Source organism: Rhodoplanes tepidamans (assembly GCF_030813915.1).
Taxonomy (GTDB): Bacteria; Pseudomonadota; Alphaproteobacteria; order Rhizobiales; family Xanthobacteraceae; genus Rhodoplanes; species Rhodoplanes tepidamans.
The window spans coordinates 258,451-284,002 of sequence record NZ_JAUSUJ010000001.1; the positions used below are offsets into that span (position 1 = coordinate 258,451).

General features: G+C 72.1%; 24 protein-coding genes and 1 tRNA gene. 15 read left to right on the forward strand and 10 right to left on the reverse strand.

Features of this window, described 5'->3' with window-relative positions:
* Positions 1-243: 243 nt before the first annotated feature.
* The 11 genes from J2S22_RS01145 (at position 244) to nadA (ending at position 11,927) form a co-directional block, all read left to right on the forward strand.
* Entirely contained in the window at positions 244-1,446 is a 1,203-nt protein-coding gene (locus tag J2S22_RS01145; RefSeq protein ID WP_272776350.1) for an ABC transporter substrate-binding protein, read from the forward strand.
* A 193-nt stretch (positions 1,447-1,639) separates the two neighbouring features.
* The gene (locus J2S22_RS01150; protein WP_272776441.1) at positions 1,640-2,509 is read left to right on the forward strand and encodes a branched-chain amino acid ABC transporter permease; all 870 of its coding nucleotides are present in this window, start codon (positions 1,640-1,642) and stop codon (positions 2,507-2,509) included.
* A 310-nt stretch (positions 2,510-2,819) separates the two neighbouring features.
* Positions 2,820-5,309: a branched-chain amino acid ABC transporter ATP-binding protein/permease gene (locus J2S22_RS01155; protein WP_272776440.1), complete on the forward strand. Its 2,490-nt coding sequence runs from the start codon at positions 2,820-2,822 to the stop codon at positions 5,307-5,309.
* Positions 5,310-5,474: 165 nt separating this feature from the next.
* A complete protein-coding gene (locus J2S22_RS01160; RefSeq protein ID WP_272776349.1) occupies positions 5,475-6,716 on the forward strand; it encodes an amidohydrolase family protein in 1,242 nt (413 codons plus the stop codon).
* A gap of 73 nt (positions 6,717-6,789) precedes the next feature.
* Positions 6,790-7,767, forward strand: coding sequence for an alpha/beta fold hydrolase (locus J2S22_RS01165; protein WP_272776348.1), 978 nt, complete (start codon positions 6,790-6,792; stop codon positions 7,765-7,767).
* 141 nt (positions 7,768-7,908) lie between these two features.
* Positions 7,909-7,985 (forward strand) — tRNA-Trp (locus J2S22_RS01170).
* A 312-nt stretch (positions 7,986-8,297) separates the two neighbouring features.
* Positions 8,298-8,501, forward strand: a complete 204-nt coding sequence (locus tag J2S22_RS01175) for a hypothetical protein (protein ID WP_272776347.1) — start codon at positions 8,298-8,300, stop codon at positions 8,499-8,501.
* 61 nt (positions 8,502-8,562) lie between these two features.
* Positions 8,563-9,360 carry a galactosyltransferase-related protein gene (locus J2S22_RS01180; protein WP_272776439.1) on the forward strand — a complete coding sequence of 266 codons (798 nt, stop codon included), beginning with the start codon at positions 8,563-8,565 and terminating at the stop codon, positions 9,358-9,360.
* A 349-nt stretch (positions 9,361-9,709) separates the two neighbouring features.
* Entirely contained in the window at positions 9,710-9,907 is a 198-nt protein-coding gene (gene secE / locus J2S22_RS01185) for a preprotein translocase subunit SecE (RefSeq protein WP_111421509.1), read from the forward strand.
* A gap of 18 nt (positions 9,908-9,925) precedes the next feature.
* Positions 9,926-10,456, forward strand: coding sequence for a transcription termination/antitermination protein NusG (nusG, locus tag J2S22_RS01190; protein WP_272776346.1), 531 nt, complete (start codon positions 9,926-9,928; stop codon positions 10,454-10,456).
* A 385-nt stretch (positions 10,457-10,841) separates the two neighbouring features.
* On the forward strand, positions 10,842-11,927 hold the full coding sequence (gene nadA / locus J2S22_RS01195) for a quinolinate synthase NadA (protein WP_272776345.1): 1,086 nt from the start codon (positions 10,842-10,844) through the stop codon (positions 11,925-11,927).
* A 16-nt stretch (positions 11,928-11,943) separates the two neighbouring features.
* On the opposite strand, the gene J2S22_RS01200 is transcribed toward nadA, so the two are convergent.
* Complete coding sequence (locus J2S22_RS01200) at positions 11,944-12,960, reverse strand: zinc-binding alcohol dehydrogenase family protein (protein ID WP_272776437.1); 1,017 nt, start codon at positions 12,958-12,960, stop codon at positions 11,944-11,946.
* Between the two features lie 122 nt (positions 12,961-13,082).
* On the opposite strand from J2S22_RS01200, the gene J2S22_RS01205 reads away from it, so the two are divergent.
* The 4 genes from J2S22_RS01205 (at position 13,083) to J2S22_RS01220 (ending at position 15,591) form a co-directional block, all read left to right on the forward strand.
* Complete coding sequence (locus J2S22_RS01205; RefSeq protein ID WP_272776344.1) at positions 13,083-13,499, forward strand: winged helix-turn-helix transcriptional regulator; 417 nt, start codon at positions 13,083-13,085, stop codon at positions 13,497-13,499.
* A gap of 132 nt (positions 13,500-13,631) precedes the next feature.
* Positions 13,632-14,060, forward strand: a complete 429-nt coding sequence (gene rplK / locus J2S22_RS01210) for a 50S ribosomal protein L11 (RefSeq protein WP_272776343.1) — start codon at positions 13,632-13,634, stop codon at positions 14,058-14,060.
* A 4-nt stretch (positions 14,061-14,064) separates the two neighbouring features.
* Positions 14,065-14,781, forward strand: a complete 717-nt coding sequence (gene rplA, locus J2S22_RS01215; RefSeq protein ID WP_272776342.1) for a 50S ribosomal protein L1 — start codon at positions 14,065-14,067, stop codon at positions 14,779-14,781.
* Between the two features lie 285 nt (positions 14,782-15,066).
* On the forward strand, positions 15,067-15,591 hold the full coding sequence (locus J2S22_RS01220) for a hypothetical protein (protein WP_272776341.1): 525 nt from the start codon (positions 15,067-15,069) through the stop codon (positions 15,589-15,591).
* A 60-nt stretch (positions 15,592-15,651) separates the two neighbouring features.
* On the opposite strand, the gene J2S22_RS01225 is transcribed toward J2S22_RS01220, so the two are convergent.
* The 9 genes from J2S22_RS01225 to J2S22_RS01265 all read right to left on the reverse strand — a co-directional run bounded on the left by J2S22_RS01225 (position 15,652) and on the right by J2S22_RS01265 (position 25,471).
* Positions 15,652-16,014, reverse strand: coding sequence for a hypothetical protein (locus J2S22_RS01225; protein WP_272776340.1), 363 nt, complete (start codon positions 16,012-16,014; stop codon positions 15,652-15,654).
* Positions 16,015-16,096: 82 nt separating this feature from the next.
* Positions 16,097-16,957, reverse strand: a complete 861-nt coding sequence (locus tag J2S22_RS01230) for an FAD binding domain-containing protein (protein ID WP_272776339.1) — start codon at positions 16,955-16,957, stop codon at positions 16,097-16,099.
* A gap of 431 nt (positions 16,958-17,388) precedes the next feature.
* Complete coding sequence (locus J2S22_RS01235) at positions 17,389-18,453, reverse strand: UDP-glucuronic acid decarboxylase family protein (protein ID WP_370878166.1); 1,065 nt, start codon at positions 18,451-18,453, stop codon at positions 17,389-17,391.
* 135 nt (positions 18,454-18,588) lie between these two features.
* Positions 18,589-19,704 carry a CgeB family protein gene (locus J2S22_RS01240; protein WP_272776337.1) on the reverse strand — a complete coding sequence of 372 codons (1,116 nt, stop codon included), beginning with the start codon at positions 19,702-19,704 and terminating at the stop codon, positions 18,589-18,591.
* Positions 19,701-20,792: a CgeB family protein gene (locus J2S22_RS01245; protein ID WP_272776336.1), complete on the reverse strand. Its 1,092-nt coding sequence runs from the start codon at positions 20,790-20,792 to the stop codon at positions 19,701-19,703. Before J2S22_RS01245 ends, J2S22_RS01240 begins: the two co-directional genes overlap by 4 nt.
* On the reverse strand, positions 20,789-21,928 hold the full coding sequence (locus J2S22_RS01250; RefSeq protein WP_272776335.1) for a CgeB family protein: 1,140 nt from the start codon (positions 21,926-21,928) through the stop codon (positions 20,789-20,791). The genes J2S22_RS01245 and J2S22_RS01250 overlap by 4 nt, the downstream gene beginning before the upstream one ends.
* On the reverse strand, positions 21,925-23,073 hold the full coding sequence (locus tag J2S22_RS01255) for a glycosyltransferase family 4 protein (protein ID WP_272776334.1): 1,149 nt from the start codon (positions 23,071-23,073) through the stop codon (positions 21,925-21,927). Before J2S22_RS01255 ends, J2S22_RS01250 begins: the two co-directional genes overlap by 4 nt.
* Positions 23,070-24,356 (reverse strand): TIGR04295 family B12-binding domain-containing radical SAM protein, encoded by a 1,287-nt coding sequence (locus tag J2S22_RS01260; RefSeq protein WP_272776333.1) that lies wholly within the window; start codon positions 24,354-24,356, stop codon positions 23,070-23,072. Before J2S22_RS01260 ends, J2S22_RS01255 begins: the two co-directional genes overlap by 4 nt.
* The gene (locus J2S22_RS01265) at positions 24,356-25,471 is read right to left on the reverse strand and encodes an NAD-dependent epimerase/dehydratase family protein (RefSeq protein ID WP_272776332.1); all 1,116 of its coding nucleotides are present in this window, start codon (positions 25,469-25,471) and stop codon (positions 24,356-24,358) included. The genes J2S22_RS01260 and J2S22_RS01265 overlap by 1 nt, the downstream gene beginning before the upstream one ends.
* Positions 25,472-25,552: the final 81 nt, after the last annotated feature.

Consider the following 25,552-nt stretch of genomic DNA (forward strand, 5'->3'; position numbering starts at 1 on the left):
CCTCCGGGAATGCATTTTCCCGGCCAGCCGCGCCGCGGCCCGTCACCTCGCCGATCGTATGCGAAAGCGATATCGATTGTATACACTTCTGCATGCGATTTGAGCGGAGCGCCCATGCGAGTGCCCATCCGGTGGGCGTTTTTGCCGCCTGCCGGAGGCGAGGTCGTGCGAATCCGGCGGCTCCGGTCTGGCACGTCGCTTGCGTGGAAGGGCGCGGTCCACCCACCCCCGTGAGGTACGCCCATGCTCAGGATTCCGTCCGCCCGCCCGACCCGGCGGCTCGCGCTCGCCGGCGCGGCCGCGCTTCTCGCCGGCACGCTGGCCGGCCCGCTGGCGTCGCCGTCGCAGGCGCAGGAGACCGTCAAGCTCGGCCTCGTCGCCGCCATGTCGGGCCAGTCGGCGAAGTCCGGCGAGGCGATCGTGCGCGGCCTGTCGCTCGCCATCGACGAGATGAACGCCAAGGGCGGCCTGCTGGGCAAGAAGGTCGAGCTGGTCGTGCGCGACGACGAGAGCAATCCGGCCAAGGGCGTCGTCGCGGCGCGCGAGCTGGTGCAGCGCGAGAAGGTGGCGGCGTTCTTCGGCGGCCTCGACACGCCGGTGTCGCTCGCCATCGTGCCGTTCGCCAACCAGTCCAAGGTACCGTTCATGGGCGTGTGGGCGGCCGGCACGCCGATCACCAAGAACGGCGCCGCCGACAACTACGTGTTCCGCGTCTCGGCCGTCGACGAGCTGGTCGACGTCGCGCTGGTCGACTACGCCGTCAAGAAGTACGGCGCCAAGAAGCCGGGCATGATCCTGATCAACAATCCGTGGGGCGAGTCCAACGAGAAGGGCCTCAAGGCCGCGCTCGAGGCCAAGAAGATCCCGTTCGCCGGCGTGGAGAAGTTCGAGACCAACGACGTCGACGTGGTGCCGCAGCTCACCCGCCTGAAGCAGGCCGGCGCCGACGTGCTGTTCCTGGTCGCCAACGTGGCGCCCTCGGCCCAGGTGGTGAAGTCGCTCGACCGGATGGGCTGGTCGGTGCCGATCGTCTCGCACTGGGGCCCGGCCGGCGGCCGCTTCGGCGAGCTCGCGGGCGCCAGCGCCGACAAGGTGCACTTCATCCAGACCTTCAGCTTCTCGGGCAACGAGACGCCCAAGGCGAAGGCGACGCTGGCCGCGCTCAAGGCCAAGTATCCCGAGATCAAGGGCCTCGCCGACGTGACCCCGGCGGTCGGCATCGCCAACGCCTACGACGCCGCCCATCTGGTCGGCCTCGCCATCGCCAAGGCCGGCTCGACCGACGGCACCAAGATCCGCGACGCGCTCTACGCCATCGACAGCTACGACGGCCTGATCAAGACCTACAAGACGCCCTTCACCAAGCAGAACCACGACGCGCTGGCGTCGTCCGACTACATCTTCACCTACTTCAAGGGCGACGAGATCCTGCCGCTGAAGAACTGAGCGCTGCCTCTGCTGCACCTCTCCCCGGCGGGGGGAGGTCGCCGCGCGCAGCGCGGCGCGTGAGGGGGGCCCAGGCTCGTCATCGGCGCCGTAGGCCCTCACCCCGGTCGCGAGCTTCTCCCCCAGGGAGGGGGCAAGACCCGGACGCGGGGACGAGCGGAGATCGGGGCCCGGGCCCAGGGAGAACGAGATGCTGCTCACCTCGTCGATCGTGTCCGGGCTGGGGCTCGGCAGCATGTACGGGCTGATCGCGCTCGGCTTCCATGTCACGTATGTCGTGTCCAGCACGGTCAACTTCGCGCAGGGCTCGGCCATGATGCTCGGCGCGGTGCTGGGCTACGTGTTCGCCGTCAAGCTCGGCTGGCCGTGGGTGCCGGCCGCCGTGCTGGCGCTGTTCCTGTGCGCCGCCTTCGGGCTCGCCATCGAGCGCGTGCTGGTGCGGCCCTTTGTCGACCGCGGCTCCGGCGCCTGGCTGATGGCGACGGTGGCGGGCGGCATCGTGCTCGACAACGCCGTGCTGTTCACGTTTGGCAAGGAGCCGCGCAGCTTCCCGTCGTCGCTCGCCGTCAGGCCGGTGGAGGTCTTCGGCGCCGGCGTCTACCCGCTGCAGCTCGTCATCCCGGCGGTCGGCCTCGGCATCGCGGTGCTGCTGCATCTCGCGCTGCGGAAGACGCGGCGCGGCAAGGCCATGCTGGCCGTGGTGCAGAATCCCGACGCGGCGCGGCTGATGGGCATCGACGTGCGGCGCGTCGTCGCCGTCGCCTTCATGCTGTCCACGGCGCTCGCCGGCCTCGCCGGCCTGCTGATCGCGCCGCTGTTCAGCGTCCATTCCGAGATGGGCACGCTGTTCGGCATCAAGGCCTTCGCCGTGGCGATCCTGGGCGGCATCGGCTCGGCCTGGGGCGTCATGCTGGCCGGCCTGATCTACGGCCTGACCGAGGCCCTGGTGACCGCCTATCTGGGCTCGACCTACACCCAGATCGTCGTCTTCTCGGTGGTGATCGCCGCGCTCGCCCTGATGCCCCACGGCCTCCTCGGCCGCGCCGCCGTGAGCAAGGTGTGATGGCCTGGTCCAACATCACGGCCTCGCGTCTGCCCCCGTCACCTCTCCCCAGCGGGGAGAGGTCGACGCGCCCAGCGCGTCGGGTGAGCGGGGGCCGAGGCCGATCATCGGCGCATACGCCCCTCACCCCGGACGCGAGCTGCGCTCTCGTCCGACCCTCTCCCCTCGGGAGAGGGTACCGGTTCGTGCCGCAGCTCCGCATACAGAACCGGACGATCACGGGACGAGCCCGGCCATGACGGAGGAGGGGACATTGTCCGCCAAAATTCGTCGGGCCCTGCGTGCTCTGCGCCTCCCCCGCCTCCCGTCGCTGCCCGCGCCGCTGCGGCGTTTCGCAACGCCGGTCGCCATCGCGCTGCTCACCGCGGTCGCGCTCGGCTTCGCGCTGCTGGCGGAGGGCTATGCGCCGTTCGTGCTGGCGCTGGTCTCGCTCACCGTCGTCGTCTGCGTCGGGCTCAACATCCTGCTCGGCCTCGGCGGGCAGGTGTCGCTCGGCCATGTCGGCTTCTACGCCATCGGCGCCTATGCGGTGGCGATCCTGACGCTGGCCGGCGTGGACTTCTGGCTGGCCTTGCCGGCCGCCGGCCTGATCGCCGCCGCGGTCGGGTTCCTGCTGTCGCTGCCCGCCCTGCGGGTCGCCGGGCCGACGCTGGCGATGCTGACCATCGCGTTCGCCTTCATCGTCCAGCACGGCACCATCGAGTGGCGGGCCCTGACCGGCGGCGCCAACGGCCTGATGGGCCTGCCGCCGCCGGCGATCGGCAGCCTCGTGTTCACCGAGCGCGAGATGGCGGCGCTCGCCGTGGTGCTGGCCGGCGCCTCGCTGTGGCTGTTCCACCGCATCGCCCGCAGCGCCTGGGGCAAGAGCATGGTGGCGGTGCGCGACGCCGAGATCGCCGCCCGCTCGGTGGGGCTCGATCCGGTGATCGTCAAGGCGGCCGCCTTCACGCTGTCGGCCGGCTTCGCCGGGGTCGCCGGCGGCCTGTTCGCGCCGCTGATGATGTTCGTCGCGCCCGACTCGTTCCCGTTCTCGCAGTCGATCCTGTTCCTGCTCGCCGTGATCGTCGGCGGCGCCGGCGCGGTGTTCGGCCCGGTGATCGGCGCAGCGATCAGCGTGGTGCTGCCGGAGCTGCTGTCCGGCCTCGCCGAGTACCGGCTCCTGTTCTTCGGCGCGCTGCTGCTCGGTGTGCTGTGGCTCGCCCCGGAGGGCGTCATCGGCACGGTGTCGCGGTTCTGGCGCCGCGTCGATCCGCGCCCCGCCGACGGCACCGGCTTCGACCTCGCCGCCTTCCTGGCGCCGGCCGAGCCGCGGACCCTGCGGGTCGAGGGCCTGACGCTCGCCTTCGGCGGCATCAAGGCGGCGACCGGCGTCGCCGTGACGGCCGAGCCGGGGCGCGTCACCGCGATCATCGGCCCGAACGGCGCCGGCAAGACGACCGTCCTCAACATGATCGGCGGCTTCTACCGCCCCGATTCCGGCAGCATCCGGCTCGCCGACACGGAGCTCGCCGGCGCCGCGAGCCACAGGGTGGCGCGCGCCGGCATCGCCCGGACCTACCAGACGACGCGGCTGTTCGGCTCGCTCTCGGTGCTCGACAACGTCCTGGTGGCGCTCCGCCGCGGAAAGCTCGGCGGGCTGCTCGGTCGTTTCGCCGGTCCCGACGACGTGAAGGCCGCCGAGGCGCTGCTCGCCTTCGTCGGCTATCGCGGCGCCCTGGCGACCCCGGCCGCGGATCTCCCGCATGTCGACCGCCGCCTCGTCGAGATCGCCCGGGCGCTGGCCATGCGGCCGCGCGTGCTGCTGCTCGACGAGCCGGCCGCCGGCCTGATGCGGGCCGACAAGGACACGCTCGCCGGCCTCCTGCGCCGGATCGCCGATCTCGGCCTCGCCGTGATCCTGGTCGAGCACGACATGCAGCTCGTGATGGGAATCTCGGATTCCATCGTGGTGCTCGACGCCGGCGTGCCGATCGCCACCGGCCGGCCGGCCGAGATCCGCCGCGACCCGAAGGTGATCAAGGCCTATCTGGGCGGCGAGACCAGGCAGGCGCGCGGCCGCACCGCGGGGTGGGAGGCGCCTGTCGACGCCATCCTCACCGTCATCCGCCTCACCGCCGGCTACGGCGCCGCCCCGGTGCTGGACAACGTCGATCTCGACGTCCGTCCGGGCGAGACCGTCGCGCTGATCGGCGCCAACGGGGCCGGCAAGTCGACCGCGCTGCGGGCGCTCGCCGGGCTGCTGCGGCCGGTCGACGGCGAGGTGGTGTTCAACGACCTGCGCATCGACCATCTCGACGCCCCCGAGATCGCCGGCGCGCGCCTCGTGCTGGTGCCGGAGGGCCGGCAGGTGTTTCCCGACCTCTCGGTGCGCGACAACATCCTGCTCGGCGCCTACACGCGCTCCGACCGCGACATCGAGGCGGACGCGGAGCGTCTGCTGAACCTCTTCCCGCGGCTGCGCGAACGAATCGACAGTCCGGCCGGGCTCCTGTCCGGCGGCGAGCAGCAGATGCTGGCGATCGTCCGCGGCCTGATGGCGCGGCCCCGCACCCTGCTGCTCGACGAGCCGTCGCTCGGGCTGGCGCCGGCCGTCATCGACGGGCTGTTCGACGTGCTGGCGCGGCTGCGTGACGACGGCGTCACCATCCTGCTGGTCGACCAGATGGCGCAGCTCGCCCTCGACGTCGCCGACCGGGCCTATGTGCTGGAGTCGGGCCGCGTCGTCGGCGCCGGCACGGCCGCGGCCCTGCGCGGCGACCCCGCCATCGAGGCCGCCTATCTGGGCCACGCGGCGGAGTGACGGCGTGGTGGAAGCAAGCCAGTCATTCCGGGGCGCGCCGAAGGCGCGAACCCGGAATCCAGCCCCGAACTCGGCATTCTTGGCTGGATTCCGGGTCCGGCGCTGCGCGCCGGCCCGGAATGACCACAGCTGTCTGTAGCCCACTCTCGGATGCGAGCTGTCTCCATGCCCCTCGATCTCCTCTTCAGGAACGTCCGCCTCGCCGGCCGCGAGTCGCTCTGCGACATCGGCGTGCGTGCGGGCCGCATCGCCGCGATCGAGCCCCGCATCGCGAGCGGCGCGCCGACCGAGGACCTCGGCGGCCGGCTGGCGGTGCCGGGCTTCGTCGAGACCCACATCCATCTCGACAAGTCCTGCATCCTCGACCGCTGCCGGAGCGAGCAGGGGACGCTCGCCGAGGCGATCGCCCAGGTGGCGGCGGCCAAGCGCGACTTCACCGAGGAGGACGTCCATGCGCGGGCGAGGCGGACATTGGAGAAGGCGATCCTGCAGGGCACGACGCGCATGCGCACCCATGTCGAGGTGGACCCGCGCATCGGCCTGAAGAGCTTTCGTGCCATCCGCCGACTGAAGCACGACCATGCCTTCGCGATCGATCTCGACATCTGCGTCTTTCCGCAGGAAGGGCTTCTCAACGATCCCGGCACCGAGGAGCTGCTGGTCCAGGCCTGCGAGGCGGGGGCCGACACGATCGGCGGCTGCCCCTACACCGACACGGACCCGCACGGCCAGATCGCCCGCATCTTCGCCATCGCGCAAAGGTACGATCTCGACGTCGACTTCCATCTCGACTTCGACCTCGATCCCGGCTGGACGCATCTCGACGAGGTGTGCCGCCTAACCGACCGCCACGGCTGGGGCGGCCGCGTCGCCATCGGCCACGTCACCAAGCTCTCGGCCATGCCGGAGGCGGCCCGGGCCGCGGCGGCCAGACGGCTCGCCGACGCCGGGGTGGCGCTCACCGTGCTGCCGGCGACCGACCTGTTCCTCATGGGCCGCGGCCACGACCACGACGTGCCGCGCGGCGTCACCCCGGCGCATCGCCTGGCCGAGCAGGGCGTCACCTGCTCGATCGCCACCAACAACGTGCTCAACCCGTTCACGCCGTTCGGCGACTGCTCGATGGTGCGGATCGCCAACCTGTACGCCAACGTGGCGCAGCTCGGCCGCGCGGCCGAGCTGGAACGCTGCCTCGACATGATCACGGCCGCGCCGGCCCGGCTGATGAATCTCCCGGACTACGGCATTGCGGTCGGCAACCCGGCCGATCTCGTGGTGCTCGACGCGCGCGATCCGGCCGGCGCCGTCGCCGAGATCGCCGTGCCGCTCGGCGGCTGGAAGCGTGGCCGCCGCACCTTCACGCGCGCCCCCGCGGTGCTGCACCGGGAGGCGGTCGCGGCGGAATGACGCCGCCCGCTTGCGCGGGGCCGCCGGCGCCCGATACGGTGGGCCGGCCCCCGGGGAGGAGGCGCAGGTCGCCATGCTGGTTGTCGGACTTCTGCTGGTCGTCGCGGTCGGGCTCGCCGCGGCGGCGACGCTCACATGGTGGCTCACGCGCATCATCGAGGCGGACAACCCGCCGGTCGGCCGGCTGATCGAGGCGGGGCCGGCCCGCATCCATCTCGTCGATCTCGCCCCCGAAACGCCCCCCGGCACCGGCGCCGGCACCGGCGCCGAGCCGCCGGCCGTGCTGCTGCTCCACGGCGCCAATGTGCACCATGCCGACATGCGGCTCGCGCTCGGCGAGCGGCTGTCACGCCGCCTGCGCGTGATCGTGCCGGACCGGCCCGGGCAGGGCTTCTCCGGGGAGGGCGGTCCGGTGGTCTCCGATCCCGGCCATCAGGTCGCGCTGATCCGCACCGCCGTGGAGAAGGTCGGCGCGAAGCGGCTCGTCGTCGTCGGCCACTCGCTCGGCGGCCTGATCGCGCTGCGCTACGCGCTCGACGAGCCCGGCACGGTGGCGGGCCTGGTGCTGATCAACCCGACCACCCATCCGCGTCCGGGCGGGCTGCCCTGGTTCCAGCGCGTCGCCGAGGTGATGTTCGGGCGGCCGCTGATCTGGACCGTGCTGCTGCCCGCCTCGCTGCCGATGATGGACCGCATGGTCGCCCGGCTGTTCCGGCCGGAGCCGCCCGTCAAGGACTATGCGGCCCGCACCGGCCTCGCCGTCGGGCTGACGCCGCGGCGCTTCCGGAACAGCATGACGGAGTATTCGGACCTGCGGAACCACCTCGTCGCGGTGGCGCCGCGCTATCCCGACATCACGGTGCCGACCGTCGTGGTGGTCGCCGAGGCCGACCCGATCGTCCCGCCCGCCCTGCATGGCGAGGTGCTGGCCAAGGTGCTGCCGCACGGCCGCGTGGTGCGCCTGCCGGGCGCCGGCCACATGGCCCATCACCGCCACGCCGAGGCGATCGCGGCCGAGATCGAGCGCCTCGCCGGCCTGCCGCTGGGCTGAGCCGCCACCGAGTGGGAAGGCCGGCTCCGCCGGCCCGGCGTCTTGCATCCGGGCGAGCCCGGTCGCCCTTGCAAAGCCGCGGGCGATGATGCAATGAGAGGCCGTGGCCGCCGGAACCGGCAGCCGCTGCGCCTCGCGCGTAGGAGTGTAGCTCAATTGGTCAGAGCACCGGTCTCCAAAACCGGGGGTTGGGGGTTCGAGTCCCTCCACTCCTGCCATCGAGCGGCATGACCTCAAGCATCTGATTGAAAACGGATTTCGCGTCGGCTGCATCGGCCCGCCGCGGGGATGCGGCGCGGCGATCGCGCCTCTGCCGCGCCGGCTGCCAAGGCCGCTCTCCGCCGGTCTGCCGCGACGCTCCGTCTCCACCGGTCCTGCTGTCGGGGTTCATCCCGTCTTCGCGGGCCGTCCGGCTCCCCCCCCCCCGCACCGTGCGAGCGAAATTGAGAATGCGGCGGCAGTTCGCTAAAGGACTGCGGCGCGGCGTGCCGGCCGGGCGATGCGGGCACGGGCCGAGGGGGCGGAGCGGCATGGATTTCGACATACGGATCTTCTACGGCCTCGCCGGGCTGATGGTGATCGCCGGCGGCGCCCTGATGGTGGCCGCCGAGCGGGCCACCCATCGCGCCAGCCTCGACACGCCCCTCCTGTCCCGGCGAGCCCGGGTGGTGATCGGCGGAACCTGCATCTATTTCGGGCTGATGATCGCTGCGCTCGTCTACTTCCACAGATGACCGCGATCCCCCGCCGGCCGGCTGCCGGAACCCGGCGGCGAACCCGAGAAGAGCCTTCGTGATGGTGAGCTACCAGGCGTCGGTCGGGCTGGGCGACGACAATGCAGTCGCTGGCGGCCATCTGGGCGTGGTAGTTCCGTTCCGCGACCGCAATGCGCATCTCGCCGAGTTTCTCCCGGTGCTGCAGCGCTATCTCCGCGAGCACCGGAGCAAGGCGCCGGCCCGCACGAGCCTCCTCGTCGTCGAGCAGGAGCCGGGCCGCGAGTTCAACATCGCGAAGCTCAAGAACATCGGCTACGTGCTCCTGCGGGATCGCATCGACGCCGTGTGCTTTCACGACGTCGACTACTGCCCGGTGCGGGTCGATTACCGCTGCCCGAAGCGCGGCGGGGTGCATCTGGTCGGCCGCGGGGCCGAGACCGTCGTCGACCCGCGCGGGTTCGCCGTCTCGCACGACATGGCGGCGTTCATGGGTGGCGTCGTCGCCTTCGCCAAGGAGGGCTTCGAGCGGGTCAACGGCTACAGCAACGACTACTGGGGATGGGGTTACGAGGACACCGACCTGGCCGCGCGGTGCGAGATCACGGGGGTGCCGCTCACCCGGCGCAACGGCAGGTTCAGGCTCCTGCCGCACCCCAACAAGGGGTACGACCTCGCCGCCGGGCAGGTTGCGCCGACCGCCTCGCACCTGCGGAACAAGGCGCTGTTCGAGCAGCGCTTCGCCGCCCGGGAGGCGACCGATCCCGCATCGCTGGCGGCGGACGGGCTCTCGACCCTCGACTTCGCGGTATTGACCCGGGCGACGCTCGCCGAGGCCGCGCCCGGCTTCCAGGCCGAGAAGGTGACGGTCTCGATCTGACCGGCCCCGATCCGATCGGCGCCGGGGCGGCCCGCCGGGCCGGTCGAACCGCGGCCGGCCGTGGCGGTTCGGCCCTTGCTTGGAGCGTAAAACAAAACTAGAAGGTGGATCATCGAGTTGGGCCTGTTCGGCCCGCGGCGGGGTTGTCGGCGCGTCGGCTCGAACCTAAGTGTCTGAACGGTTTTCGGTTCGGGCATGCGTCCACACTGCTCGGGCGGCGCGACGGTGGTGCGCCACCGGGGCGGGAAGGCGCGGCTCGACCCTGCGGGACCGCGATGGCGAGGACCGACGGCGGCTCCGCCGTCGCTCGCGCGGGCTCATTTCACCCATTGGACGATCGGAAGAGGCGATGGCGAAGGTTAGCCCGTTCAAGTTCTTGCAGGAGGTCCGCTCGGAGACCGAGAAGGTCACCTGGCCGACCCGGCGCGAGACCGCGATCACCACCGTGATGGTGTTCGTGATGTCGGCGGCGGCTGCCATCTTCTTCCTGCTCGCCGACCAGGTGATCCGGTTCGGCGTGACGCTCGTGCTCGGGATCGGACGCTAGACGGCGCGGATGACGGACATGAGCAAGCGTTGGTACATCGTTCACGCCTATTCCAATTTCGAGAACAAGGTGGCGGAATCGATCCGCGAGCAGGCGCGCCAGCGGCATCTCGAGCACCTGTTCGACGAGATCCTGGTGCCCAAGGAGAAGGTCACCGAGGTGCGGCGCGGCCGCAAGGTCGACTCGGAGCGCAAGTTCTTCCCCGGCTACGTGCTGGTGAAGATGGAGCTCACCGACGAGGCCTACCACCTCATCAAGAACACCCCGAAGGTGACCGGCTTCCTCGGCACCGACAACAAGCCGATGCCGATCTCCGAGGCCGAGGCCGGCCGCATCCTGCACCAGGTGCAGGAGGGCATCGAGCGCCCGAAGCCGACCGTCTCGTTCGAGATCGGCGAGCAGGTGCGCGTGTCGGACGGCCCGTTCGCCTCGTTCAACGGCGTGGTCGAGGAGGTCGACGACGCCCGCTCGCGCATCAAGGTCGCGGTGTCGATCTTCGGCCGCGCCACGCCGGTCGAGCTGGAGTTCGGGCAGGTCGAGAAGGTCTGACCGCAAAACTCTGAGTCTTTAGAAATTTTCGAACGGCCGGGCTCGCCCGGCCGTTGTGCTGTGGGGTCCCGGCGAGCGCTCGGCCGCCGCCCTGCAGCCTGCCTTGCGCCCTGCGCCTCGCGTCGCCCTTGCCGCCCGGTGGCCCCGGCCGCTACCATCCGAGGCACGTCCTCCGCGCAGGCCGCCGTTCGGCGCCGGCGGCGGACGACCCGCCCGCGTCCGGTCGATCCGGTCGACGCGCGGCGGACGGCGCCCTTCGGGCCCGCGCGTCGCGCGGCCGGGCGCGGATCGGGCAGAGCCCGGCCACACTCCCATCGATCGCCGGTCGCCACGGAGCGCCATCCGCTCCGCCGGGCGGACCGGCGTCGTGACGCAGGAGGCGATCATGTCCTCGGATGTTCCGGATGCGGGCCGCAGCGCGGCGACCTCGTCTCCCGCCGGGCCGGGCGGGGCCGTGCCGGACTTCACGCCGGAGATCGCCGAGGCGACCCGGCCGGCCTACGAACGGCTGCGGCGGGTGATCCCCGCCGTCGAATGGCCGGTCCACGCGCCGCTGATCCACGCGATCGACCGCCTCAAGCGCGAGCGGCGGGCGATCGTGCTCGCCCACAACTATCAGGCACCGGAGATCTTCCACGGCGTCGCCGACCTGGTCGGCGACAGCCTCGCGCTCGCCCGGCAGGCGTGCGACACCGACGCCGAGGTGATCGTGCTGGCCGGGGTCCACTTCATGGCGGAGACCGCCAAGCTGATGAATCCCGACAAGACCGTGCTGATCCCCGATCCGGAGGCCGGCTGCTCACTCGCCGCCTCGATCGCGCCGGCCGACGTCCGCCGGCTGCGGGAGCGCCATCCCGGTGTCCCGGTGGTCGCCTATGTGAACACGTCGGTGGCCGTGAAGGCCGAGGTCGACATCTGCTGCACCTCCGGCAACGCCCTCGAGGTGGTCGAGAGCCTCGGCGCGCCGGAGGTGATCATGCTGCCGGACGCCTATCTGGCCCGGCACGTCGCCTCGCGCACCGCGGTGCGGATCATCGCCTGGGAGGGCCAGTGCGAGGTCCATGTCCGCTTCACGGCGGCCGACATCGCCGAGTTCCGCGAGGCCTATGACGAACTCGTGGTGCTCGCCCATCCGGAATGCACGCCCGAGGTGCTGGCCGGGGCGGATCTGGTCGGCTCGACTGCCGCGATGATCGACTTCATCGAGAGCCGCAGGCCGCCGCGGGTGCTGCTGCTGACCGAATGCGCGATGAGCGACAATGTCACGGCGGCGGTGCCGGAGGTCGAGATCGTGCGGCCCTGCCATCTGTGCCCGCACATGGGCCGGATCACCCTCGCCAACATCCTGGCGGCGCTGCGCGGCCTGGCGCCCCGGGTGGAGATCGACCCGGCCCTGGCGGCGCCGGCGCGGCGTGCGGTGGAGCGCATGCTGGCGGTCCGGCCGGCGGTGCGCCGGCCGGCCGTTCCGTGACGCCGGAGGCCGGCGCCTAAAAGCCCTCCAGCACCAGCTTGCCCCGGGTGCGGCCGCTCTCGATCAGGGCATGGGCGCGGCGCAGCGTCGCCGCGTCGATGCGGCCGAGCGTCTCGGTCGCGGTGGTCTTGATCCGGCCGGCGTCGACCAGATCGGCGACCTCGTTCAGCAGCCGATGCTGCTCGATCATGTCGGGCGTCCCGAACAGGGGCCGGGTGAACATCAGCTCCCAGTGGAACGAGGCGCATTTGCGCTTGAGCTTGCGCACGTCGATCGGCCCCGGATCGTCGATCAGGCCGAACCGGCCCTGCGGGGCGATCACCTCGGCGGCGGTGTCGAAGTGCTGGTCGCTGGCATTGATCGAGAAGATCCACGGGACGGTCGGGTGGCCGATCGCGGCGAGCTGGGGCGCCATCGGCTGCGTGTGGTCGATGACGTGATGGGCGCCGAGCGACCGCGCCCACGCGGCCGTCTCCGGACGCGAGGCGGTGCCGATCACGGTGACGTCGGTGAGGGCCCGGGCGAGCTGGATCGCGATCGAGCCGACCCCGCCCGCGCTGCCGATCAGGAGCAGGCCGGGGCCGCCGCCGCGGCCGTCCGGGCTGCGCGGAATTCCCAGCCGGTCGAACATCATCTCCCAGGCCGTGATGGCGGTCAGCGGCAGCGCCGCGGCGGCCGCGAAGCCCAGCGTCCGCGGCTTGCGGCCGACGATGCGCTCGTCGACCAGGTGGAACTCGGCATTGGTGCCGGGGCGGGCGATCGAGCCGGCGTAGAAGACCTCGTCGCCCGGCCGGAACAGCGTGACCTCGGGCCCGGCCGCGGCCACCACGCCGGCGGCGTCGTAGCCGAGAACCACAGGCTTTCCATCGGGTTCGGTCCGCTTCCTCACCTTCGTGTCGACCGGATTGACCGACACCGCCCTGACCTCGACCAGGAGGTCCCGCCCGGTCGGCTCCGGCCGGTCGAGGGTGAGGTCGACGAGCGATTCGGGGTCGTCGATCGGGAGCGAGCGGGTGAAGCCGACGGCACGCATCATGGTCTCCGGGTGTTCGGCGGGCCTCGCCGCGAGGCCCGATGTGACGCCCGCAGAGTTGGCGATAGGGCGGACAGGTGCAAGAATGAACCTTTCGGGCTCTTAGGGTCGTTTTGGATACCATGGCGAAGACGACGCGGCGGTACGACTGCGGACCGGGCTGCCCGGTCGAGGCGACCCTCGACCTGATCGACGGCAAGTGGAAGGGCGTGGTGCTGTACCACCTGCTGGACGGCTGCCTGCGCTTCAACGCCCTGCGCCGCAAGCTGCCGGGCGTGACCCAGCGGGTCCTGACGCGCCAGCTGCGCGAGCTGGAGACGGCCGGGCTCGTGGTGCGCACCGTCTATGCCGAGGTGCCGCCGCGGGTCGAGTACCGGCTGTCCGGGCTTGGCGCGAGCCTGCGGCCGGTCATCCTGGCGCTGAAGAGCTGGGGCGACGCCTATCTGGCGGCGCGCGACGGCAGGCCGGTCGCGTCCCCGGCGCCGGGCCGTTCGGAGCCCGGCGGCGGCCCCCTTGTCTCCCCGGACGTCCCGGGATAGATACCCGCCACACCGCCGTCGGCGCCTGCCGGCGACGGCGTCGATACGTGGGAGGAGGGACGGTTCGCCGACCGCCCTTGATCCGCACCACGAACCCTGCGAGCCGGCGATGCCGGCGCGAAGGACATTGCCATGGCGAAGAAAGTCACAGGATACCTGAAGCTTCAGGTGCCGGCGGGATCGGCCAATCCGTCCCCGCCGATCGGCCCCGCGCTCGGCCAGCGCGGCCTCAACATCATGGAGTTCTGCAAGGCGTTCAACGCCCAGACCCAGCAGATGGAGAAGGGATCGCCGATCCCGGTCGTCATCACCATCTATGCCGACCGCTCCTTCACGTTCGAGATGCGCACCCCGCCGGTGTCGTTCTTCCTCAAGAAGGCGGCCGGCATCCAGTCGGGCGCCAAGGCGACCGGCCGCGACCACGTGGGCGTCGTGACCCGCGACCAGGTGCGCGAGATCGCCGAGAAGAAGATGAAGGATTTCAACACCGACAACATCGAATCGGCGATGCGCATGGTCGAGGGCTCCGCCCGCTCCATGGGCCTGGACGTGAAGGGGTGATCTGATGGCTGATCATGGAAAGCGCGTTCTGGCCTCCCGCGAAGGCATCGACCGCAACAAGCTCTATTCGCTCGCCGACGCCGTGAAGCTGATCAAGGAGCGGGCCACCGCGAAGTTCGACGAGACCGTCGAGATCGCGATGAATCTCGGCGTCGATCCGCGTCACGCCGACCAGATGGTGCGTGGCGTCGTCACCCTGCCGAACGGCACCGGCCGCAGCCTGCGGGTCGCGGTGTTCGCCCGCGGCGCCAAGGCCGACGAGGCGCGCGCCGCCGGGGCCGACGTGGTCGGCGCCGAGGACCTGGTCGAGCGCGTCCAGGGCGGCAACATCGACTTCGACCGCTGCATCGCCACCCCGGACCTGATGCCGCTGGTCGGTCGCCTCGGCAAGGTGCTCGGCCCGCGCGGCATGATGCCGAACCCGAAGGTCGGCACCGTCACCATGGACGTCAAGGCGGCGGTCGCCGGCGCCAAGGGCGGCTCGGTGGAGTTCCGCGTCGAGAAGGCCGGCATCATCCATGCCGGCGTCGGCAAGGCGTCGTTCGAGGCCGACAAGCTGGTCGAGAACATCAAGGCGTTCGCCGACGCGGTGTCGAAGGCCAAGCCGGCCGGCGCCAAGGGCCAGTACATCAACCGGATCGCCATCTCCTCCACGATGGGCCCGGGCGTGAAGGTCGAGCCGTCGACGGTGCTGGCCGCCGCGACGGCCCAGCAGCACTGAGGCGACGCGACCGCCGCGCGGCGGTCGCGTCACATCGTTCGAATCGTGACGTCACGGCCGGGCTTCGTCCCGGCCGTTTCGATTTGGGGCACGAGCAAGGCACGGCGGCGGCCCGGATCCGGCCGGAGATCGGCCATGCCGACCGTCGACAGGATTGGACTGCGCCCACGAAGCAGTTAAGAATTCGCAAATCATGCCTGGACGTGCTCATCGGCTTCATCGGACTTTTTGGTCGTTCGCGCCGGCCTCCGCAGCGGAGCGCCCGCAGACCCGGAGGTGCCCGGCGTGACCGTGTTCCGAGTCGTCAAGTTGTTGCTGCCGTTCGTGTTGCTCCCGCTCGGCGCGGCGGCCGCCCAGGATCGGGTCACCACCGGTTTCGTGCTGCGTGTGCCGGTCCCGGCGCCGGCTCCGGGGCAGGGCCCGGAGCGGCCGGCGCTGGTCGAGCACGGCCTGTCGGTGACGCGCCGCGAAGGGCCGATGGCCGAGCCGGGCCGGGCCGGGCTGCTGGTGGAGTGCCGGCAGGGGACGCTCGCGCTGCTCGCCGTCGACCTCGACTGGCCGCCCGGCAGCGAGCCGGTCGGCGAGGTCGACGTCACCGTGCAGCTCGACCACGTGACCAGCGCGGAACGCTGGCGCATTCTGGGCAACGCCTATGCGGCGCCCGACGCGGCGGCGCTGCTCGATCGCTTCCGCGCCGCCCGCACCTTCGCGCTGCAGGTCCGCACCGCAGCCGGGGAGCGCGAGCTCAGCTTCGACGTCCACGGCTTCGCCGAGGCCGCCGGCCGGCTTCGCGGCGCCTGCGCTTTCTGACCCGCCACCAGGCGCCCGGCGCCGGCAGCCGGCCGCCAGGCGGAGCGGCGCGCCGGATCGTCACGCCTTCGGCAGGCCGCCACGCTCGAACACCGGCGTCCCGTCGCCGCGGTCCTCTTCGCCGGGGCCGGTGGCGATGTCCTCGGCGGCGCGCCGGGTCGCCTCCTCGGTCTCGCTCAGCCCGTCCTCGGTCTCCTGGCCGCCCGTGCCCGGCTCGTGCCGGCCCGTGACGGTGCTGCGCGGAACCGCGCCCACATCGGTGCGGCGGGCCTCGTCGTCGAAGTCGCTGCGGTCGGCCGGATCGCGCTCGGCGGAGCGTCCGCCGGGGGTCTCCAGCAGCGGGCGGTCGCCGTCGCTCACCTCGGCCCGGTCGGCGAAGGCTGTCCTGGAAGGCGCGGCGCGGGCGGTCTCGTCACGGTCCATCTGGGGCTCCCTTTCGAGGGAAACCCGTGGCGGGACCGGGCGTTCCGCGCCGAGGCGGCGGCCGGGCCGGCGCCCTCCGGCGTCACGCCACGAAGGCGCTGCGCAGGGCGCGGCTGAGCGCGAAGGCGTAATTGTGGAGGTTGACGTCGACGAGGGCCGGGAGATGCGAGATCATCTCCTTGCACGCCTCCAGCCGGATCTCGCCGGGCTCCAGCGGGCGCTCACGCAGGCGCGTGGACAGCTCGTCGAGGACCAGCGGCGGGCATTTGAGCCCGCCCAGCACCACCCGGCTGACGCCGCGCTCCGGATCGGAGATCACGGCGGCGATCGCGTCCGCCGATTCGCTGACCGTGCGGGTGACCTTGTAGTAGCCCCACCGGGCCCGCTTGGACGAGCGCGGCAGCACGATCGAAGTGACGATCTCGGCCGGGCCGAGGGCGTTGGTGAACGCCTCCGGATAGAACGCGGTGATCGGGATGCGCCGCTCCCCCTGCTGCGACAGGGTCACCATGGTGGCGTCGAGCGCCATCAGGGCGGTCGGCCAGTCGGCACACGGATCGGCCCAGCAGGCGGTGCCGCCCAGGGTGCCGCGGTTGCGGATGTCACGGTGCGCGATGCCGTGCGCCACATAGGGCAGAATGCCGGCCATCGGGTCCGGCACCAGGCCGTCCTCGATCATCGCATGGGTGACCATCGCGCCGATCGCGACCGTGTCGCCGCGCGCCTCGATGGTGCGCAGATCGGTCGCCTGGCCGAGATCGACGAGGACGTGCGGCACGGAGGAGCGCAGGCTCATCTGCGGGATCAGCGACTGGCCGCCGGCCAGCACCACGCCGCGCTCACCGCACTGGGCCAGGACGTTGACGGCCTCCTCGGCATACAGCACGCGGACATAGTCGAACTGAGCGGAATCCATGTGGAGGTCCAGCGAGGGTCCCTTCATGGGCAGCATCCGCCATGGGAGCCCGCCGGGCGCGCGCCGCGCCGAAGGTCGATGGATGCCGCCCGAGCGGGAGCGCGCGATCGCGTCGACACCGACCGCTCCCAGCGAGCGTGGTTGCGAACATCGAACAGGACGACACGGGCGCGAGCCGGGGCCGCTGGGCGCTTCGCGTCGGAAGGCGTGGAGATCGAGCGGTCCAACACGGGTCCTGAGCCGGGCTCGTCACGAATGGGCCGAGACCGCGTCACGAAGCAACGGCTCGGTCGCCTCAAGCTCTCATACAGGCAGGCCGATTTGTCAATTTGTCAGAACACGGCCGTCGTGCAGTTGACTGGACAGGTCGGCGTCGGCTCCCCGAGCGGCCCCGGCCGCGCCCGGGATGCACCGGGGGGCGGCGAGGGTTTCGGGCCGGGCGAGTCGGACCGTTCGGGTCACGCCGGCCCGGAGACGGCCGAGAGGGCGGCCCGCCGCTTTCGCACGGCGCGATTCGGCCCGGCCGCCACCGCCGTGGGCGCCTCGCGCCGCGGTGCCGCGGCCGGAGCCGGCGTCGCCACCTTGAGGGCGAAGTAGTCGATCGTCGAGCGCAGCCCCTGCTCGAGCGGGATGCTGGGCTGCCAGCCCAGCGCCTGCGCGGCCGCCCCGATCTCCGGCTTGCGGCGGCGCGGATCGTCCTGCGGCAGTGGATGGTAGGCGAGGCGCGAGCGCGACCCGGTCTGGGCCAGCACCATGTGGGCGATCTCCTTGACCGTCACCTCGCGCGGATTGCCCAGATTGATCGGCCCGGTCACCTGGTCGTCGCTCTCCATCAAGAGCTCGAGGCCGTTCAGCAGGTCCTCGACATAGCAGAACGAGCGGGTCTGCGAGCCGTCGCCGTACAGCGTGATCGGCTTGTTGCGCAGCGCCTGCACGACGAAATTGGAGATCACCCGGCCGTCGTTCTCCAGCATGCGCGGACCGTAGGTGTTGAAGATGCGCGCTACCTTGACGGCGACGCCGTGCATGCGCCGATAGTCGAAGAACAGCGCCTCGGCGCAGCGCTTGCCCTCGTCGTAGCAGGCGCGCGGGCCGATCGGGTTGACGCTGCCCCGATAGCTCTCCGGCTGCGGATGGATCTCCGGGTCGCCGTAGACCTCGCTGGTCGAGGCCTGCAGCACCCGTGCGCCGGTCGAGCGAGCGAGCTCCAGCACGTGGAGGGCCCCGAGCACGCAGGTCTTCACGGTGCCGATCGGATCGGTCTGGTAATGCGGCGGCGAGGCCGGGCAGGCGAGATTGTAGATGCGGTCGACCGGGCCGCCGATGTCGAGCGGCTCGCGCACGTCGGCCTCGGCGAAGCTGAAGTTGCGGTGATTGAGCAGCGGCCGGACGTTGTCGAAACGGCCGGTGTGCAGATTGTCGACGCAGGTCACCATGTGCCCCTTCTGGACGAGCCGGTCGCACAGGTGGGAGCCGATGAATCCGGCGCCGCCGGTCACGACGATGTTCAGCTTTCCGATCACGGGCACGCGTGGTCTCCCTTCCTGTTCTTGTCGTGGTGTCGCTGCCGATCGGCCGTGTCGCTCGCCGAGATCGGTCCTGCGCGACGGCACACTGGGTACAAACCTCGTCCCGTTCGCCGGTTCCTGATCACGTCATCAGGCCACCGCGCCGACCCCGACCCGCGGGGCGTCACGCCGGGTCCTCGCCGCCGCCGCCTCCGCGTAGTGCTCCTCCAGCGCACGGGCGCGCTCGCGCGCCGTGTGGCAGGCGAGCGTGCGCCGGCGCGCCGCCGCGGCGATGTCGCGCCGCCTGTCCTCCGGCATCTCGCGGATGATCGCCACCGCCTGCTCGGTCGAGTCGGCGATCAGGATCTCGGTGCCGGGCGTGTAGAAGCCGTCGAGGCCGGCCCAGCGGTCGGAGATCACCGGGACGCCGCAGGCGCCCGCCTCGAACAGACGCACGCTCGGCGACCAGCCGGCGGCGATCATGTCGGCGCGGGTGACGTTGAGGGTGTAGCGCTGGCCGCAGTAGAAGCGCGCGTGCTCCTGCGGCGGGAGGTGGTCGATGCGCTCGACATTGGCGGGCCACTGCAGCTCGGCCGGATATTGCGGGCCGGCGACAGCGAAGCGCAGCGCCGGCAGGCGTCGCGCCGGCTCGACCAGCAGGCGGTCGAGGGTGCGCTGGCGGTCGGGGCTGTAGGTGCCGATGTAGCCGAGCGCGAGGTGCGGAACGACGTCGTGCGGCCGGTGGATGTCGGGATCGACGGCGCAGTAGAGCGGCCGCGCCGCCCGCGCGCCCCAGGTCTGCTCGATCAGCTCCAGCACCGGGCCGCCCGTGAACGACAGGTAGACATCGAAGCGGGGGACGAGGGCCGGCGCGATGTAGTCGGTGACGCCGCGCTCGAGCCGCGCCAGCGTCACCGGCGTGTCGATGTCGTAGAAGGCGGTGACGCCGCGTGCCTGCGACGTCACCCAGTCGGCGATGGCCGCGCCGTCCGGCACGAAGGAGCCGAGGATCACGAGGTCTGCATCGCGCACCAGCCCGGCATGGCGGCGCGGCAGATCCGTCAGGGTCCTGTACAGCTCGACCCGGCACCAGTCCGGCCGCCGCAGGTCGCGATGGTCGCGATACCACGCGACGTCGCGCTCCAGGAAGGTGACGCGATGGCCGCGCTCGGCGAGCGCCTTGATCAGCGCCCGGTAGGTGGTGGCGTGGCCGTTGCCCCAGGACGACGTGATGGACAGGCCGAGGACGACGATGTCGAGCGTCATTCCGCCGCCTCCCGGCCGACGCTGCGGACGCCGAGGCGGTCGAGCACCTGGCGGGCGCGGTGCGCGTAGGTGTGGGCCGCGAGCACGCGGGCGCGGCCGGCGGCGCCGATCGCCCTGGCGCGCGTCTCGTCGAGCGCCGCGAGCAGGGACGCGACCTCGGCGCCCGACTCGGCGACCAGGATCTCGCGGTCCGGCTCGAGGAACTGGTCGATGCCGTCCCAGCGGTCGGTGATCAGGCAGGCACCGGCGCCGGCCGCCTCGAAGATGCGGGTCGGCGGCGAGAAGCCGTAGCGCGCCATGCTGGCGCGGTTGACGTTGAGGGTGGCGACCGACGAGCAGAAGAAGGCGTTGTGATCGACGCTGCCGACATGGCCGAGGCGGCGCACATTGGCGGGCATCGGCTTGTCCTCCCAGCCGGCGCCGCCGAGCAGGAAGCTCCGCTCCGGCAGGTGCGCGGCGGCGGCGAGGAAGAAGTCCTCGACGCGGGCCTCGCGGTCGGGCAGGCGGTTGCCGAGGAAGCCGAGATCGCAGCGCCATTCGTCGCGCGCCGGCACCGGGTGATGCGTCTCGGGATCGACGGCGTTGTAGATCGGCACGCAGGCGCGGGCGCCGAGCGCCATGTAGGCGTCGACCACCGGATCGCCGCCCCCGTAGGTGAAGACGATGTCGTAGCGCGGCACGGCGGCCCGCAGGTGATCCTCCGGGTTCGCCGCGACGGCATCGAGCGTGGCGGGCGCGTCGACGTCCCACCAGGCGGAGATCGCCCCCGGTCGCACCGCCTCCGGCACCGCGATCTCCAGCTCGCGGTCGAACACGCCGACGCCGCTCGCCTTGACCAGCAGGTCGGCGTCGCGCGCCGCCTCGTCGAGCGCCCGCTGCCAACCCGCCGCGCTGGCCGGGTAGACGACGACGCGCGCCCAGTCCGGGTCGGCGATGTCGCGGAACTGCTGACGCTGATAGGCGTCCGGCTCGTAGAAGACGACGTCGACGCCGTGCGCGGCGAGCGCCTTCAGGAGTCCGCGATAATAGGTGGCCGCCCCGTTCCAGTAGGAGGACACGAGGCTCGATCCGAAGAAGCGGAGCTTCATGATGCGGCGATCCTGCTCGGCTCGGCGGGGGCGGGGGAGGCGGGCATGCGGTCTCCTCGGAGGGACGCGGCGATGGACAGGAGCTCGGCGACGCGGTGGGCGCAGGTGTGACGCGCCCGGATCGCGGCGAGCCCGGTGCGGGCGAGGTCTTCGGCGCGGTCGCGGTCGCGCAGCACGGCGGCGAGCGCCGCCGTCATGCCGTCGCGGTCGCCGACCTTCAGATAGCTGCCGTCCGGGAACAGGCCCTCGGCGTCGTCCCACGGCGCGCTGATCAGCGGGATGCCGCAGGCGAGCGCCTCGAACATCCGGATGGTCGGGATGCCGCGCAGCGCCTCGGCATAGGGCCGGCGCGGCACGTGCACGGTGACGCGGGCGCGGGCGAAGGCCTCCGGCGCGCGGTGATTGGGCAGCCAGCCGGCATACTCGATGCCGCGCGCGAGAAGCGCGGCGCGGGCGGCCTCGGGCCAGCGCACGCCGTGCACGCGGGCGGCGAGGCCCAGCGCCGCGACCGGCTCCATCAGGAAGCTCTTCAGCTCGGCGTCCCGCTCGCCGTCGCCGTAGTTGCCGATGAACACGAGGTCCCGCTCGTGCGCCCGCACCAGCGGCCGGAACAGGGCCGTGTCGGCCGCCTCGTGCCAGGTGAACACCCGGCGGCCCCAGCCGCGCTTCAGATACACCTCGCGCAGCACCTCGCCGAAGGCGAGCACGCCGTCGTAGCCGTCGAGGTCGAAGCGGCCGATCTCCTCCGGCGCCGTGACGGCGCGGTGATGGGTGTCGTGGAAGAACAGCAGGAAGCGACCGTCGGCGGCGCGGCGGGCGCCGAGCGCGGCGATCAGGCCGGGCTCGTTCCACTCGTGCGCCAGCACCAGGTCGGCCCCGTCGAGGGCCTCGTCGAGGTCCGGGCCGGCAGCGTCGTAGCGCTGCACGGCGACGCCCGGGACGAGATCCGCCGCCTGCGCCAGCGCGTGCGGACCGCCGTCGGCGACCGCATTGGTGCGGCTCCAGCCCTCGGCCGGCTCGTGCACGGCGACGGCATGCCCGGCCCGCAGGAGCTCGCGCGCGACGCCGCGGAGGAAATGGGCGTTGCCGTGGTTCCAGCAGGATTCGAGCGAGTGGCAGAAGATCACGATCTTCATGCCACGGCCTCCGGCGCGAGCGTCGCCGCGTGCAGGGCCTGGCGAGAGCCGCCGGCGAGCAGCCGCGCGTAGAGCGCCTCCACGGCGTCGGTCACGGCCGCGAGCGTGAGGGCCGCGGCGCGGGCGCGGGCGGCACGCTGCAGCGCGGCGCGCCGCTGCGGGTCCGCCGCGAGGCCCTTCACGGCCGCGGCGAGGGCGTCCGGGTCGTCCGGCGGCACGAGGACGGCGGCGCCGTCCCACAGCTCGCGGAAGGTCGGGATGTCGGCCAGCACCAGCGCGGCGCCGCAGGCCGCCGCCTCGGCGACGGTCAGGCCGAACGGCTCGTAGCGGGCGGGCGCCGCGACGATCTCGGCCGATCGCATCTCGTCGTGCAGGGCGTCGCGGTCGAGCCGGCCGAGAGCCGCCACGGCGTCGGACGCGGCGAGGGCGGCGCTGCCGTCCGGCGCCATCTCCGGACCGGCGATCCGCACAAGCCAGGGCAGGGCAGGGGCGGCCGCGACCAGGGTGTCGATGCCCTTGGCCTCGTCCCACAGGCGGCCGGCGGCGAGCACGACCGGACGACGGAGCGCCGGCCCGGCGGCGTGACGCACCGCGATGCCGTTCGGGATCACGACCCCGGCGCGCGGCGGCGCGTAGAGGGCGGCGATCTCGTCGCGGAACGCGCGGGTCGGCGCCGCCCAGGCGTCCGCCGCGGCGAGCCCCGCCGCGACGTTCGCCATGTAGGTCCGCCAGCGCGGCTCGTCGGGCTCGCCGCCCCGGCAGGCGCGCCACCACGAGCGCACGCAGGAATGCGCCACCACCAGGGTGGGCGCGGCGACGTCGATCGTCGCCTCGCGAAAGCCGCCGAGATGCACGACGTCGGGACCGAACTCGGCCGCGATCACGCCGAGCACGCTCCGGGCACGGGGAAGATCGCGACCCTCGGGATCCATCCATTCGAGCGCGAGGTCGGTGACGCGCAGCGCGACGCCGTCGGTCGCGGCCACCGCCGCCCGCTGGGCGGCGTCGGGTGCGGGGCCGAGCGTCACCAGCAGGACCCGATGCCCGCGCCCGGCCAGGGCCCCGGCGAGCGTCGTCGCGTAGGTCCACACGCCGCCGACGGCGTCGGCGGTCATCAGCACGCGCAGCGGGCGCGGCGGCCTCACGCGCAGCACTCCCGCTCGAGCTCGGGCAGCGGCCGCGGGCGCTCCTCCTGGATGTCGCTGAAGCCGGCGAACTGGCCGAGATACCAGGCGTGCGCCCGCTCCCAGGCCTCGTCGTCGGGCTCGCCCCACAGGCGGCGGTAGTCGGGCGAGCCGGGATACGGGAACAGCGGCACCGGATCGTTCGCCCAGACTCCGGCGGCCCGCATGGCGTCGCGCCAGCGCTGCACCGTCTCGTCGTCGTCCTGCGGCATCTCGATCAGGTTCGCCTGGACGAAGGGGATGTGCCGCTTGGCGGCGTAGAGCCGTTCGGCGAGCTCGTCGGTCGACAGCCGGCACTTCTTCGCGAGCGCGTCGCGGCCTTCGACCGAGAGGCTCTCCACGCCGGCCTCGACCGACCCGCAGCCGGCACGGCCGAGCAGCGCGAGCTGGTCCGGCTTCCACAGGTCGATGCGGGTCTGCACGCCGAAGGTCAGGCCGCGGCCGACCAGCCCCTCGAGCAGCTCGGCATTGGGCAGGAAGATCTCGTCGATGAAGTAGACGTACTCGACGCCCTGCCGCTGCAGGGCGTCGATCTCGGCCAGCACCGAGGCCGGCGGACGCCTGCGGTAGCCGTTGCGGAAGTTCTCCTTGGCGCAGAACGTGCAGCTGTAGGGGCAGCCGCGCGACGCCTCGACCTCGGCGCCCGGCCCGGCCGGCTCGGCGTCGAAGCGGTGATGATGGTGACGGTGGCGGGCGACGAACTCGTCCGGCCAGGCGAGCGGTGCCATGTCGACGAAGCACGCCGCCTGCGGACCGCCACTGACGCGCACCGTGCCAGCGTCGACGTAGCAGAGCCCCGGAACGCCGTCGCGCTCGCCGGCGGCGAGGCGCACCAGCGTCTCCTCGCTCTCGCCCATCACCACCACGTCGACGTCGAGCTTCTTCAGGGCGGCACGGGGCGTGGTCGAGCCGTGCGGCCCGACGGCGACGAGGAGCGGCGCGAGGTCGCGCAGCGCCCGCGCCGTCTCCTGCGGCACCCGCAGCTCGGGCGGAGCGCAGCGCCAGAACAGATAGGTCGGCGCAGTCGTGATCACGACCATGTCCGGAGCGGCGGCGCGGACCCGGTCGGCGAGCTCGGCCAGCGACAGGCCGAGCAGATGCGCGTCGAGGATCGTCGCCTCGTGTCCGGCGGCGGCGAGGAGCTGCGCCGCGCAGCCGAGCTCGATCGGCAGGTGCGGCGCCCGGCAGCCGAAATAGATGCTGCCGTCGTAGCGCCACGGCGGGTTGACGAGCGCGACCTTCATCACGCCACCAGGCCGCGGCGCGCGAGCTCGGCGGTGGCGTGCTCGACCTGGTCGATGGCGATCTCGGTCGACAGCCACTCTGCGAGCTCGACCAGCCCGTCCGAGAAGTCCACCTTGGGCGTGAAGCCGAGCCGGCTGCGGCTCCGGCCGACGTCGGCGAAGCAGTGGCGGATGTCGCCGGTGCGGTACTTGCCGGTGACGTGCGGGGCGAGGTCGGTCGCGTTCATCACGGCGGCGAGGTCGTGGGCGACGGACTCGATGCTGCGGCTCGTGCCGGAGCCGACGTTGAACACCTCGCCGACGCCGACGTCGGTGGTCATCGCCAGCAGGCAGGCCTCGGCGACGTCGCGCACATGCACGAAGTCGCGCCGCTGCCGGCCGTCCTCGAACACCAGCGGCGGCCGCTGGTTGAGCAGGCGCGCCGCGAAGATCGCCAGCACGCCGGTGTAGGGGTTGGACAGCGCCTGATGGGGCCCGAACACGTTGAAGAAGCGCAGCGCCACGGTCGGGATGCCGTAGGCGCGGCCGGTGATCAGGCCCATGCGCTCCTGCACGTACTTGTTCAGGGCGTAGATCGAGTTGAGGGCCGGACGCTTGGTCTCCGGGGTCGGCACCGCCTCGAGCGGAGCGCCGTCCTGGTCCTCGGGCTCCCAGCGGCCGTGGCGGAGCTGCTCGACGCTGCGGTCCGCCGGCTCGACGAGCGTGCCGTCGGCCCGCCGCGCCAGACCCTCGCCGTAGATGCTCATCGACGAGGCGACCACCAGCCGGTCGACCGGGTGGCGCAGCAGCGCCTCCATCAGCACGGCGGTGCCGAGGTCGTTGGTGTTGGTGTAGGCGGCGATCTCGTACATGCTCTGGCCGACGCCGACGGCGGCGGCGAGATGGATCACCGCGTGGGTGCCGACCAGCAGACGGGCGACGGTGTCACGATCGCGAACGTCGCCGACGATCAGCTCCGCCTCGCGCGACAGATGACGCGGGCTGGTGTCGCCGCCGTGAACCTGCGGATCGAGATTGTCGAGGACGCGAACCTGATAGCCCCGCTCGAGCAGGAGATTCGTCAGGTGGGACCCGATGAATCCCGCTCCGCCGGTAACCAGTACACGCTGCGCCATCGCTGCTCCCTTTCGTCGCACCTGTCCCTGGGCGAACGCGAGGTCGTCAGCTTTGTTCCTGCACGAAGGTGCGGCGGCACC

Bases quoted from the DNA above. Each gene is read 5' to 3' on its own strand.
- J2S22_RS01145 (WP_272776350.1), top strand. From the start codon at position 244: ATGCTCAGGATTCCGTCCGCCCGCCCGACCCGGCGGCTCGCGCTCGCC.
- J2S22_RS01160 (WP_272776349.1), top strand. From the start codon at position 5,475: ATGCCCCTCGATCTCCTCTTCAGGAACGTCCGCCTCGCCGGCCGCGAG.
- J2S22_RS01165 (WP_272776348.1), top strand. From the start codon at position 6,790: ATGCTGGTTGTCGGACTTCTGCTGGTCGTCGCGGTCGGGCTCGCCGCG.
- J2S22_RS01175 (WP_272776347.1), top strand. From the start codon at position 8,298: ATGGATTTCGACATACGGATCTTCTACGGCCTCGCCGGGCTGATGGTG.
- J2S22_RS01180 (WP_272776439.1), top strand. From the start codon at position 8,563: ATGGTGAGCTACCAGGCGTCGGTCGGGCTGGGCGACGACAATGCAGTC.
- secE (WP_111421509.1), top strand. From the start codon at position 9,710: ATGGCGAAGGTTAGCCCGTTCAAGTTCTTGCAGGAGGTCCGCTCGGAG.
- nusG (WP_272776346.1), top strand. From the start codon at position 9,926: ATGAGCAAGCGTTGGTACATCGTTCACGCCTATTCCAATTTCGAGAAC.
- nadA (WP_272776345.1), top strand. From the start codon at position 10,842: ATGTCCTCGGATGTTCCGGATGCGGGCCGCAGCGCGGCGACCTCGTCT.
- J2S22_RS01200 (WP_272776437.1), bottom strand. From the start codon at position 12,960: ATGCGTGCCGTCGGCTTCACCCGCTCGCTCCCGATCGACGACCCCGAA.
- J2S22_RS01205 (WP_272776344.1), top strand. From the start codon at position 13,083: ATGGCGAAGACGACGCGGCGGTACGACTGCGGACCGGGCTGCCCGGTC.
- rplK (WP_272776343.1), top strand. From the start codon at position 13,632: ATGGCGAAGAAAGTCACAGGATACCTGAAGCTTCAGGTGCCGGCGGGA.
- rplA (WP_272776342.1), top strand. From the start codon at position 14,065: ATGGCTGATCATGGAAAGCGCGTTCTGGCCTCCCGCGAAGGCATCGAC.
- J2S22_RS01225 (WP_272776340.1), bottom strand. From the start codon at position 16,014: ATGGACCGTGACGAGACCGCCCGCGCCGCGCCTTCCAGGACAGCCTTC.
- J2S22_RS01230 (WP_272776339.1), bottom strand. From the start codon at position 16,957: ATGAAGGGACCCTCGCTGGACCTCCACATGGATTCCGCTCAGTTCGAC.
- J2S22_RS01240 (WP_272776337.1), bottom strand. From the start codon at position 19,704: ATGACGCTCGACATCGTCGTCCTCGGCCTGTCCATCACGTCGTCCTGG.
- J2S22_RS01245 (WP_272776336.1), bottom strand. From the start codon at position 20,792: ATGAAGCTCCGCTTCTTCGGATCGAGCCTCGTGTCCTCCTACTGGAAC.
- J2S22_RS01250 (WP_272776335.1), bottom strand. From the start codon at position 21,928: ATGAAGATCGTGATCTTCTGCCACTCGCTCGAATCCTGCTGGAACCAC.
- J2S22_RS01260 (WP_272776333.1), bottom strand. From the start codon at position 24,356: ATGAAGGTCGCGCTCGTCAACCCGCCGTGGCGCTACGACGGCAGCATC.
- J2S22_RS01265 (WP_272776332.1), bottom strand. From the start codon at position 25,471: ATGGCGCAGCGTGTACTGGTTACCGGCGGAGCGGGATTCATCGGGTCC.